The organism is Streptomyces sp. AC555_RSS877 (assembly GCF_019049245.1).
Taxonomy (GTDB): Bacteria; Actinomycetota; Actinomycetes; order Streptomycetales; family Streptomycetaceae; genus Streptomyces.
The window spans coordinates 13228-25586 of record NZ_JAGMUK010000239.1 but is presented as its reverse complement, the minus strand read 5'-3'; the positions used below and the strand labels follow the sequence as shown (position 1 = coordinate 25586).

At 69.1% G+C, this 12359-nt stretch carries 8 protein-coding genes; 4 read left to right on the top strand and 4 right to left on the bottom strand.

The features are described from left to right. Positions 1 to 12: 12 nt before the first annotated feature. The 4 genes from KUM49_RS47490 to KUM49_RS47475 all read right to left on the bottom strand — a co-directional run bounded on the left by KUM49_RS47490 (position 13) and on the right by KUM49_RS47475 (position 6380). Complete coding sequence (locus tag KUM49_RS47490; RefSeq protein WP_254402893.1) at positions 13 to 1287, bottom strand: MFS transporter; 1275 nt, start codon at positions 1285 to 1287, stop codon at positions 13 to 15. A gap of 190 nt (positions 1288 to 1477) precedes the next feature. Continuing rightward, positions 1478 to 3550 carry a hydantoinase/oxoprolinase family protein gene (locus tag KUM49_RS47485; protein WP_217243223.1) on the bottom strand — a complete coding sequence of 691 codons (2073 nt, stop codon included), beginning with the start codon at positions 3548 to 3550 and terminating at the stop codon, positions 1478 to 1480. Next, positions 3547 to 5226, bottom strand: a complete 1680-nt coding sequence (locus tag KUM49_RS47480) for a hydantoinase B/oxoprolinase family protein (RefSeq protein ID WP_217243222.1) — start codon at positions 5224 to 5226, stop codon at positions 3547 to 3549. The genes KUM49_RS47485 and KUM49_RS47480 overlap by 4 nt, the downstream gene beginning before the upstream one ends. Next, positions 5223 to 6380: a tartrate dehydrogenase gene (locus KUM49_RS47475; protein WP_217243221.1), complete on the bottom strand. Its 1158-nt coding sequence runs from the start codon at positions 6378 to 6380 to the stop codon at positions 5223 to 5225. The genes KUM49_RS47480 and KUM49_RS47475 overlap by 4 nt, the downstream gene beginning before the upstream one ends. A 199-nt stretch (positions 6381 to 6579) precedes the next feature. On the opposite strand from KUM49_RS47475, the gene KUM49_RS47470 reads away from it, so the two are divergent. From KUM49_RS47470 to KUM49_RS50585, 4 genes are all read left to right on the top strand, one after another. Continuing rightward, a complete protein-coding gene (locus KUM49_RS47470; protein WP_308407044.1) occupies positions 6580 to 7506 on the top strand; it encodes a LysR family transcriptional regulator in 927 nt (308 codons plus the stop codon). Positions 7507 to 7643: 137 nt separating this feature from the next. Next, on the top strand, positions 7644 to 9896 hold the full coding sequence (locus KUM49_RS47465) for an MMPL family transporter (protein ID WP_254402892.1): 2253 nt from the start codon (positions 7644 to 7646) through the stop codon (positions 9894 to 9896). 103 nt (positions 9897 to 9999) lie between these two features. Continuing rightward, entirely contained in the window at positions 10000 to 10719 is a 720-nt protein-coding gene (locus KUM49_RS47460; protein ID WP_217243219.1) for a response regulator transcription factor, read from the top strand. Beyond that, positions 10716 to 12131, top strand: coding sequence for a HAMP domain-containing sensor histidine kinase (locus KUM49_RS50585; protein WP_217243218.1), 1416 nt, complete (start codon positions 10716 to 10718; stop codon positions 12129 to 12131). Before KUM49_RS47460 ends, KUM49_RS50585 begins: the two co-directional genes overlap by 4 nt. The last annotated feature ends 228 nt before the right edge of the window (positions 12132 to 12359 follow it).

Sequence of the window (12359 nt, the reverse complement as noted above, 5' to 3'; positions counted from 1 at the left end):
GGGATGGGCTGGTTACTTGGCGAGCATCAGGCTGGCGCGACGCTGAAGCACGCTGATCCTGGCTACGACGATGATCGACAGCGCGGCGACCATGGCGACGTCGATGAACATCAGGGGCCAGCCGGTGATGTCGACCATCCCGCCGACCAGCGCGGGGCCCAGGAAGCCGCCACCGGCCCAGCCGACGGTGTACATACCGGCGTACGTCCCGAAGACGCGCGCCGAGGGTGCGAGGTTCCACAGGACGACCACCGCGTTGACCAGAAAGCAGGTCGCGCCGGCCGCCGCGAGGCACAGGGCCACCGTGGCCCCCGTCGGGGTCTGGATGAGTGTCCCCAGCACCATGGCGCCGGCGAAGACCGACATCCCCACGGCCATGACCCGCAGCCGCCCGTACCGCTCGGCGAGCACGGCTGCAGGGTAGGCCGCCAGGATGAAGGCGATACCGCTGGGCAGGGTGAGACCGCCGGCGGCTCCCCGTGACATGTCCAGGGCTTCCATCCCGTACGGCGTGATCAACGACCGGGACGCGGACCACGCGCTGCCGAAGAGGAGAATCGCGAGGAGCAGCAGGAGCCGGCTGCGATCGGCGTCCCTGAGGATCTCCACGAAGGTGTCCCGGACCCGTCGCTCGGGGCGTTCGGCGCTGTCCTCCTCATCGCACTCGGCCACCGCTGCCTGGTAGGCCGGAGACCGGTTGTCGCGCACGGTGGCCGCGAGCACCCCGATCGAGATCAGCATGATGATCGCGGGTATCGCGAACGCGAGACTCAGGTGATTGTCGACCAGCAAAATACTGATGAGCGCGGCGACGATGGCCGTGACACTCGAGGCGATCTTGACCGCGGCGTTGGCCCGGCTTCGGCGCTCGGGTGCGATGAAGTCCGGAACGAGCGCTTCGGCGATCGGCTTGAAGGTGTTGGCGACGAGCGCGTACGAGAACATCACCACGATCAACAGCGGCAAGGACGCCGCGCTGTGCGGGATGAGGACGAACAGCGCGGCGGCGATCGGCATTCCGACCACCAGGTAGGGCATCCGCCGGCCCCAGGAGGTCCTCGTCCGGTCGGACCGGTTGCCGATCCACGGCTGGATGAAGATGCCTAGCAGGTTGTCCATGCCCATCAGCAGACCCACGACGGCCGCGCTGGTGATGTGCTCCCGCAGGAGCGGCGGAACCTGAGACTCGTAGAAGTTCCAGGTCGACTCCTGTGCGAAGACCGCGAGAGCGACCAGAAACGTGATGCGCCGGGTGGGTGTGCGCTGCCCTGCAGACACCGTCGTCATGAGGGTCGTCCCTTCGCGCCGCCATCATGCTGGGCAGCTGCTGGATAGGTTGTCGGTGTGGGCGTGAGCGGCGTCGATCCGTTTGCCGCCGCAGGTGGGGCAGCCACTCCTCGGACGGGTCGCCGACCGTCCCGCCGCCTTCGGCGGCTGCGCGACGCTGCACTCTTCGGGGACGACTGGGGAGGGGGGTTCAGTCCCGGCCGACCTCGATCAGGAGGGTCAGGTCGTCGGTGACCCGGATCCTGCAGTCCGGCCCGAAGGAGCAGGACGATTCGCGCTCCTCGAAGATCGCCGGACCTGCCAGCTCGGTTCCCGGCGTGAGCTCGTAGCGGTTCCACACGGTGGCCTCAAGCAGGCCGTGTCCGGGAAAGTACACCGACCGGACGCCGCGGCTCGCCGCACCTCCCCGGGCATGGCTGCCCTCGATCGACAGTTCATGACGGGGCAGTCGCACAGAAAGTCGCCAGTTCACGACTTCCACTGCACCGTCGAGGCAACGGCCGAACACGGCACGGTATGTGGACTCGAAGGCGGCCCGGATGCGTCCGAGACCGGCTGGACCGAAGTCCTGCTCGGGCACGGTGACCTCGATCTCGAAACCCTGGCCGAGGTAACGCATGTCGGCCGAGCGGCGTACCCGCACGAGCTCCGGGTCTCCCGCCTGGAGCGTCTCGGTGGCGCGGAGCGTCATCTCGTCGTACAGCGCGGCGACCTGGTCCCAGTCGATGTCGGCGAGAGGCGACGGCAGACTGCGGACCTCGTCGACCGTGGGAGCGGCGGCGAGGAGCCCCCAGGCGGACATCACCCCAGCCCGCATCGGCACGATCACTCGGGGGATCTTCAGCGACTTCGCCAGCCCGTAGGCATGGGCGGGTCCGGCTCCACCGAAGGCCAGCAGCGCGAAGTCGGCCGGGTCCTTGCCCTGCTCGGACAGGTGCATACGGGCGGCGGCGGCCATGCTTTCGGTGACCACCTCCACGATCCCGGCGGCGGCGTCAGCGGTGTCGAGTCCCAGGGGGCCCGCCACCTCACGGGTCAGCGCCTTGTGGGCCTCGCGCGTCCGCAGCCTCATCTCGCCGCCGAGGAAGTTCTCCGCGTCGAGATAGCCCAGCAGCAGGTCGGCGTCCGTCACGGTGGGTCGCTCGCCTCCACGCCCGTAGGCGACAGGCCCGGGCACCGAGCCGGCGCTGCGCGGTCCCACCTTCAGCAGCCCGAGTGCGTCGGGTGCCGCGATCGAGCCGCCTCCCGACCCGATCTCGATCATGTCGACGACGGTCAGGCGCACCGGCAGCCCCGAGCCGGGCTTGAACTTGTCGACCCGCCCCGCCTCGAAGTCGTGCTTGAGCCTGGGCCTGCCCCCCTGGACGACAGCGATCTTCGCCGTGGTCCCGCCCATGTCGAAGGAGACCACGTCCTGCTCCCCCAACGTCCTGGCGACGGCGGCAGCGGCGATGGCACCGGCCGCGGGGCCCGACTCGAGCAGCCGTACCGGGAACCGCTTGGCGTCCTCGAGGGTCGTGACACCACCGCCGGAGAGCATGATGCGAAGGGGCGCGTCGATCCCCATGACGGTCAGATCGTCACGCAGGTCGTCGAGGTAGCGCGACATCAGGGGCTGCACATACGCGTTCAGGCAGACGGTACCGGCCCGCTCGTACTCACCGATGACCGGGGCCACGGCGCTGGAGAGGGTGACGGGGAGGTCGGGGTGTGCCCGCGCGATCAGGTCCCGCACCCGGTGCTCGTGACGGGCGTCGCGGTAGGAGTGCATCAGGGCCACGGCCAGTGCCTCGATGCCCTGGTCCGTCAGATCCCGCACAGCTGCGAGGACGGCACGCTCGTCGAGCGGTTCGAGTTCACTGCCGTCCGCGGCGATTCTCCCGGGTACGCCACGGCGCAGAGGGCGCGGCACCAGCGGTTGAGCCGGCCGGGCGAGCAGATCGGTGGTGTCGAACCTCGTCTCCCGTCCCATTTCGAGGGAATCGCTGAACCCGCTGGTGCTCAGCAGACCGACGACCGCTCCGGTGCGTTCCAGCAGCGTGTTCGTCACCAGCGTGGTGCCGTGCACGATGCCCGCGACCTCTCCGGGCGTCGTGGACGTCTCCTCCAGCAGCCGGGCGATCCCCGCGGTGATGGCCTCGTTGGGAGCGTGGGGCGTGGTGGGCAGCTTCCCGGGCCGGATCAGTTGCCTTCGCGGGTCGTGCAGCAGCAGATCGGTGAACGTCCCGCCGACGTCGACGCCGATCCGGACCGTGCGGCTCATCGGCCCACCTCCTCACATGCGCTACCGCCCGCCGTCCGGGCTGTGCGCGGGTTCTGCTGACTGGCCGGGACGGTGTAGCCGGCGATCTCGTCGGCGGTCAGGAGCTCGGGCTCACGCTCCTTCGGGGGGCCGAACCCGCCGCCGCCGGCGAAGGAGATGACCACCGATGCGCCGGGGGCGAGCTGCGAGATCGACTTCAGGGGGGCGCGCTCGCCGGAGTCCAGGACGACCTGTGCGGTGGCCCCGGGTTCGCCGCCGGCGAGTCCGAGCGCCGGATGTTGTTCGCGGTCCCCGAGCAGCACCATCTGCACGGGTCGGCTCATCGGATTCAGTACCTCGATGTCCTGGCCCAGTCCTCCGCGGCGTCGGCCCCGTCCGCCCGATCCGGCGCGCAACTCCTTGCGGAGGAAGCGCAGCGGAGACGCGGCCTCCAGTGCCTCGATGCTGCCGCCGCCGGAGTTGGTGGGGAAGGCGGTGGTGGAGAGCCCGTCCGACTCCTTGGACGCGCCCATGCCCGCGTTGGCGAAGAGCATGAGGCTGAAAGGCCGGCCGGAGTCGTCGACCCCGGCGAAGCGGACGCGCAGGGCGGGGGCGCCGCCGCTGTCGGCGATGACACGGTCGGGCAGCACCGGGGCCAGTGCCTGGTACACCGCGCAGGACAACAGGTGCCCGGTGAGGTGCCGTGCCACGACGGGCGCGGGAAACCTCGGGTTGACGATCGTGCCTTCCGGCGCGGTGACCTGGATGGACCGGTAGGAGCCCCAGTTGGTCCGCGTGGACGGATCCAGCAGGATCTTCAGCGGATACATGGAGTAGGCGCGGGTGTAGTTCAACGTCGAGTTCGTCGCGAAGGGCACCTGGGGGGAGCTGCCGGTGTAGTCGATCTCGACCTCCTCGCCGCGAACGGTCACCGCGCACTCGATGTGCGTGGGATGCCCTTCGACGCCGTCCGCGTCCAGGGAGGCGCGGTAGACGCCGTCGGGCACGTCGCGGACGCCCGCGCGCATCGCGGCGTCGGTCAGCGCGTGGACCTGGTCCGCGAACGCCTCGAAGTCCGGTTCACGGAAGTCGGTGAGGAACTCCTGGGCGCGTCGGCGGCACACGGCGTGCGCCGCGGCCTGCGCCTCCAGGTCGCCCCAGACCTGGTCCGCCAGCCGTACGTTCGCCAGCAGCAGGTCCTTGACTCCCTGCTCGACTTGTCCGGCCCGGAACAGGCGCAGTGGAGGGATCAAGATGCCCTCGCAGAGCAGCTCGGTCGCGCTCATCGAAGGTGTGCCACCGATGTCCGGTGAGTGCGCCACGGTGCCCGCGAACGCGACGAGCCGTCCTCGGTGGAAGACCGGGGAGATCATCGCGATGTCGGGCAGGTGCCCGGTGGCGATCCACGGGTCGTTCGTGATGACGCTGTCGCCGTCCTGCCATTCGTCCGCCGGGAATCGTTCGATGACCAGCGCGGTCAGCGAACTCATCAGAGCGGCGAAGGCGGGGATGCCGGCTCGTGACTCGGCCATCGTGCGTCCCGCGCGGTCCATCAGGACGACGGTGTAGTCGTTCGACTCCCGGATGATCGTGGAGAAGGCCGTGCGCAGCATCGTGGAGGCCGCCTCGTCGGTGGCGGCGGCAAGCCGGTCCCAGCGCACTTCGAGGCCGACCGGGTCGGAGAGAGGTCTGATCATGACGCCGCGACCCCCTCTTCGACCGTGCGGCCGGCCGCGTCGCCGGCCGCCACTCCCCCGTCGTGGCCGGCGAGAGACGTCGCGGCGATCCGGGCCGCGACGGCCTTGCCCAGCCCCACCGTCGTTCCCGTGCCCCCGAGGTCGGGGGTGAGCACACCGGGCTGCTCCTCCAGAACGCTCTCGATCGCAGCCACGACATGCGCGGCCGCCTCGTGCTCGCCGAGGTGGGTGAGCATCATGGCGCCGCTCCAGATCTGGCCGACAGGGTTGGCCACACCGAGACCGGCGATGTCCGGTGCCGACCCGTGCACCGGCTCGAAGAGGCTGGGGAAGGAGCGGTCGGGGTTGATGTTGGCGCTGGGGGCGATGCCTATCGTTCCGGTGCAGGCCGGGCCGAGGTCGGAGAGGATGTCACCGAACAGGTTGCTGGCGACGACCACGTCATACCGTTCGGGCTGGAGTACGAACTTCGCGGTCAGGATGTCGATGTGGTCCTTGTCGGCGGTCACTTCGGGGTACCGGGCGGCCATCTCGGTTGCGCGCTCGTCCCAGTAGGGCATGGAGATCGAGATCCCGTTGCTCTTCGTCGCCCAGGTCAGATGCTTGCTCGGGCGGGACGCGGCGAGTTCGAAGGCATAGCGCAGGACACGGTCGACGCCGGTCCGTGTCATGACCGTCTCCTGGACCACTGTCTCGCGATCGGTTCCTTCGAAGATCCGGCCGCCGATGCTGGAGTACTCGCCCTCGGTGTTCTCCCGCACGACATAGAAGTCGATGTCGCCCGGCTGGTGGTCACGCAGCGGACTGCGCACACCGCGCAGCAGTCGCACGGGGCGCAAATTGACGTACTGGTCGAAGCCCCGCCGCATCTGCAGCAGACTCCCCCACAGCGAGACATGGTCCGGGACCACCTCCGGCCATCCGACCGCACCGAAGAAGATCGCGTCGAACGCGCCGAGTACGTCCCTCCAGTTGTCGGGCAGCATCATGCCGTGGCGCAGCCAGTAGTCGGCGCCGGCGAAGTCGAACTCGGTGACGTCGAGTTGGAACCCGTGCACCTCGGCGGCGGCACGCAGGCACCTCAGCCCCTCCGGGACGACCTCGCGGCCGATCCCGTCACCCGGAATCGCTGCGATGCGATAACTCTGCGGCACGAAGGCACTCCCCATCCAAGGATCGATGCGCAAGTCCGGTGGCGAGCACTCTGTCCAGAGGCGTTCCGGTCACGGCGCGGCTGAGTCCCACCTTGGCTAGCGGAAACGCTCGTTACAAGCCTGTAACGGGCAAGGTAGGTTTTCCCCTATGGAAAGCTCTCGGCGTTCTCGTCGCCCGTGGTCCAGGAGCCGTTCAGCCGTGGACGACCTCCAGTTCTTTCACGTGGTCGCGTCGAGCGAGACGCTGACGGCCGCCTCGCGAGAACTCGGTTGCTCCCTTCCCGTCGTCAGCAAACGCCTCAGCGCGCTGGAGCATCGCCTGGCTGTCCGGCTCGTTCAGCGCGGCGCCCGCCGACTGATGCTGACTTCGGAGGGCGAGCTCTACGCGGCGCGCGTCGAGGCGATCCTCGACCAGGTACGCGAGCTCGAGGACACGATCACCGACACAGCCGGGGGGTTGCGCGGATCCCTCGTCGTCGAAGCCACACTGGGTCTCGGCCGCGCGCATATCGCGCCGCTGCTCGGCGAGTTCGCCGCGGCCCACCCCGAACTGCACGTCCGTATGCAGACGTCCGCTCTTCCGCTACGGCCCCACCAGCGTGAGTTCGACGTGGCCGTCCACGTCGGCATGCCGCCCGATTCCTCGCTTCGCATGCGGCGTCTGGCCAAGAACCGGCGCGTGCCCTGCGCGGCGCCGTCCTACCTCGCCGCGCACGGCACCCCGGAAAGCATCGAGGATCTGGCCCACCACAACTGCATCGTGCTGCGGGAGAACGAGAGCGATTTCGCCCTCTGGCGCTTCGGGGATGCGGACCGTCCCCGACACGTGCGAGTGCAGGGCAGTCTGTCCAGCAACGACGGTGACGTGGTGACCGGTTGGGCGCTGGACGGCCGTGGTGTGATCATGCGCTCGGAGTGGCATGTCAGGCCACATCTGAATCGCGGCGAGCTCATCCGGGTCCTGCCGCACCTGTCGACACCGGCCTCCGACATCTATGCCCTCCTGGAGGAGGACGGGCATGTCCCGCGACGTGTCAACGCACTCATCGACTACCTCGCCGCACGACTCCCCCTACGGCTGGATCACGCCAGGGACCAGTCCGAGGACAAGCGGAGCGCCGACTAGCCCATGCCTGCTGACCGGCATGCCTGACGGTGCTGGAGTCGAACCGTCAAGAAACCCTCAGGTTCTCTGTGAGGCGGTCGTCAAGTCCCTTGAAAAGGATGTGGCGAGTCGTCTTCCGAACAGTGAGGGAATCTTTGATGGCTACGCTCTTGTACCGGCTGGGCGCATTGGGTGCCCGGCGGTGGCGAACGATGTTGATCGGGTGGCTCCTGGCCCTCGTTGCGGTGGTCGGTCTGGGGGTTTCCTTCGCCGGCTCCTTCGCCGACAGCAGCTCCATCCCTGGATCGCCGGCCCAGACGGCCCTGACGAAGATGGAACGGCACTTCCCCGAGCCGGACGTCCAGTCGGCGCAGATCGTGTTCCAGGCTCCGCCCGGCCGCAAGGTGACCGAACCGGATCTGCGTAAGTCCCTGGAGACCACGCTGGAGGCCACGGGCCGGGTCTCCGGTGTCGGCGAGGTCAGTGCCCCGTCCGAGCGTGACGCCGTCTCCGAGGACGGGCGCACCGCGGTGGCGGAGGTCACCTTCACCACGAAGGAGGCCGATGACGTGCCGACCGGCACGCTGGACGCGGTGAAGGCCGCCGGAAGCGCAGCCGAGCGGGCGGGCCTGCGGACCATCTACGGCGGTGAGCCTTACGAAACCTCGCATCCGCCCGTGGGGCCCAGCGAGCTGATCGGACTGGGCGTGGCCCTGGTCATCCTCGTGATCACGTTCGGGTCGCTGCTCGCCGCCGGTCTGCCGCTGATCACCGCGGTGCTCGGCATCATCGGTACGGTGGCCGCGATGATGGGGTTGGCGACGGTGTTCGACGTCTCCGACAACGCACCCACCCTGGCGATCATGCTCGGACTCGCCGTCGGCATCGACTACGCCCTGTTCATCCTCTCCCGTCATCGCGCCCAGCTGGGTACCGGTATGCCGGTCAGGGAGTCCATCGCCAGGGCCACCGCCACCGCGGGCAGTGCCGTTGTATTCGCCGGCGCCACCGTCCTCATCGCGCTCGCCGGCCTGTCGGTGGCCGGTGTGCCGATGCTCACCTCCATGGGGCTGGCCTCGGCCGGAGCGGTCACGGTCGCCGTCATCACCGCACTGCCCCTGCTGCCCGCGCTGATGGGGATGGCCAGCCACCGGCTCACGCCCAAAGCACCCCGGTCCGCGGCCCCGCGCCGCAGGTTCCTGCCCATCGGCCGTAAGCGCTCCATGCGGTCGGCGTCGCACAGCGGCCGGACGGCCACGATGGGCGTGCGCTGGACCCAGGGCGTCCTGCGCCACCCCGTACGCAACCTGATCCTGGGCACCGTCGTCCTGATCGCTCTGGCCGTTCCCGGCATGGAGCTGAAGCTGGCACTCACCGACGAGGGTTCCAGTGCCACAAGCAACTCCAGCCGCCAGGCCTACGACGTGATCAGTGACGCCTTCGGTCCCGGCGCCAACGGCCCCCTCGTCGTACTCGTCGAGAACGACGACCCGGCCGCCGTCACCTCCACGGCCACCGCCGTCGAGGACGAACTGCGAGAGGTCCGGGGCATCGCGGACGTCAGCGATGTCGACATGGCCAAGGACGAGACGGCCGCACGCATCCAGATCATCCCCGACACCGGACCGCGGTCCGAGGAGACCAGCAACCTCGTCTCCCGGCTGCGCACCCAGATGCAGCCGTTGGCACAGTCCAGCGGCAGCCATGTCGCCGTCACCGGTATGACCGCGGTCAGCATCGACGTCTCCGACAAGCTCAGCGGCGCACTCGTGCCCTTCGTGATCGTCGTCGTCGGCCTCTCCCTGCTCCTGCTGATGATCGCGTTCCGGTCGATCGCCATCCCGGTCAAGGCGACCATCGGGTTCCTGCTGTCCGCGGGCGCCGCCTTCGGAGCCACCGTCGCGGTCTTCCAGTGGGGCTGGCTGGCCGGCCCGCTGGGCGTGCCCAGCGAGGGTCCGGTGGCCAGCTTCGTGCCCATCATCGTGATGTCCGTGCTCTTCGGGCTGGCCATGGACTACGAGGTGTTCCTCGTCTCCGCCATGCGGGAGGACTACAACCGCCACCGCGACGCCCACACGGCCATCCTCAACGGAGCCCGCAACGCCGCCCGTGTGGTAACTTCTGCGGCGCTCATCATGATCTCGGTGTTCGTCAGTTTCCTGTTCTCCCACGACGCCGACATCATGCCGATCGCCTTCGCCCTGGCTTTCGGCGTCATGGTCGACGCCTTCCTGGTGCGGATGACCCTCGTGCCGGCGACCCTGGCACTCCTCGGGGACCGGGCCTGGCGGCTGCCGCGACGCCTTGACCGCGTGCTGCCCCATCTCGACGTCGAGGGCGAGAACTTCCACACCCCCGAACCGGCGGCCCCGCACGACCCAGTCAAGGAATCCACCCCAGCAACCCTGTGACGAAACCATGATCAGCAGAGCCGCTACCGGGATACGCCCCAAGTCCGCCGCACCGGCAGAGACGGCGGACGTCGGTCAACCGCTGCCGCCACCAGGAGCACACATGAACGCCGTCAACCCGCCGGGGAACACCGACCGCGTCCTCGTCATCGACGATGATCCCGGCATCAGGCGCCTGCTGATCTCGGCACTGCAGTTCGCCGGATTCGAAGTCGAGACGGCGGGCGACCTGAGCGAGGCCCTCGACCAGGTCGCCCGCCGCCCCCCGGACGTCATCGTTCTCGACGTGATGCTCCCCGGCGCCGACGGCTTCGAGATCCTCCAACTCCTGCGCGCCCGCGCCATCGACGTCCCCGTCCTCTTCCTCACCGCGCGCGACGCCGTCGAAGACCGGGTACGAGGACTGCGCCTGGGCGGCGACGACTACGTCACCAAACCCTTCAGCGTCGTCGAAGTCGGCGCCCGCCTGCAGGCCCTGCTGCGCCGCGCCCGCGGTGGAACCCCCGCCGCCGAGGAAACACGCCTGTGCTGTGGCGACCTCACGCTCGACGACCTCCGGCACGAAGTCCGCCGAGGCGGCCAGACCGTCGAACTCTCCCCCACTGAGTACCGTCTGCTGCACTACCTGCTGAGTCACCAGGGGCAGGTTCTCTCCCGCGCCCAGATCCTTGAGGCCGTGTGGCAGTACGACTTCGGCGGGGACTCCGTGGTCGTCGAGCGTTTCATCTCCAACCTCCGACGCAAGATCGACCATGGCCGTACGCCGCTGCTGCACACCGTCCGCGGCGTCGGCTACACACTTCGAGAGCAGGACGACACGTGAGACTCCGCGGCCGTCTTCCCTGGGCCTTCTCCAGCGTCCGCCTGCGCCTGCTCGCCGGGCTGGCCGTTCTCCTGGTCGTCGGACTGGTCGCCAGCGCCGTCATCAGCGCCCTCCTCCTGGAAGACTTCCTGGACAAGCGCAACCAGGACACCCTCAAAGCGAACGCCCAGCGGTTGACTCGGGTCATCGGCCAGGGACCGCAGACCGCCAATGCCGACCAGCTCGGTGCCCTCCTCGGTTCGCCCCTGGGCACGGTGGCCGTCGACGAGGACAACAACGTCCTGCTGAGCACCGGCTCCGCGTCCCGGGCCGCCGACGATGTGGCGGCACTCAGCGCGACGGCACCGACGGGAAGGGTGGTCACCCTGGATGGCGGCGACCTCAGCGCCGTACGCATCCCCAGCCCCGGCCTGATCATCGACCGCGGGCCGGCCGAAGGCACCGTGGCACCGGCGACGGTCATCCTCACCATCGACACCTCCGTCGACGACGCCACCACCGACGCGCTCATCCGACGTCAACTGACCTTGATCGGCGGCGCGTTGCTGGTGCTGCTGGCCCTGTCCGTCATCGTTCTGCGTCTCGGCATGCGCCCGCTCGCCCGCATGGCCCGAAGCGCCGACGCCATCGCCGCGGGCTCCCTGACCGAACGGCTGCCCGCGCACCGCAACGGCAGCGAAGCCGATTTGCTGGCCAAGGCGGTCAACCGGGCGTTCGACGCCCAGGCCCGCGCGGAGGCCACCGTTCGCTCGCTGGCCGCCGACACCTCTCACGAACTGCGCACGCCCCTGTCCACCATCTCCGGCTGGCTCGACCTGCACCGCCAAGGCGGCCTTTCCGGTCAAGGCCTGGAAATCGCACTCGACCACATCGAGGACGAAGTGGGCCGGATGCGCCTGCTCGTGGAGGATCTCGCGCTGCTCGCCCGCCTGGACGCCGGCCGACCCGTCGATCAGGACGACGTGGACCTCACCGTCCTGGCCGCCGGCGTCATCGAGGACGCCCAGATCATCTACCCCCAACGCGACATCGCCATGGCACCCGCACTGCCCGCACCCGTCGTCGGCGATGCCGCCCGTCTGCAACAGGTCCTGCGCAATCTCGTCGGCAACGCCGTCCAGCACACGCCGGCTCAGACCTCCGTGCGCGTCGAGGTCGCCCTCACCGGTGAGACCGTGCAGCTGAGTGTCATCGACAACGGCCCTGGAATCGCACCGGAAGACCTCCCCCGCGTCTTCGAGCGTTTCTGGCGCGCCGAGGCCAGCCGCAGCCGCGCCTACGGCGGTTCCGGTCTCGGCCTGGCCATCGTGGAGGCCATCGTCCACGCCCACCACGGACAGGTGGACGTGCACTCAGACCTGGGAGCCGGAACCACCGTCACCATCCGGCTCCCGCGCGGCCATCGCCCGTGATGACCCGCGCACGTCACCTGACCGGCTGACCCACACCAGCCCCGCGCTCCCACGCCTGCCTCGCACAGTTAGCACATGCTCCGGGCGTGACCACACCACCGCAGCGCTGCACCACAACACACAGACACCTGTGGGGAATCGTCCACCGTCCGTCGCGGGACCCTTCCTGGAGCGCGTGACGGTCACCCCGGAGGCCGATGCCTACCGCTACCCGGTGTCGCCGTCCTC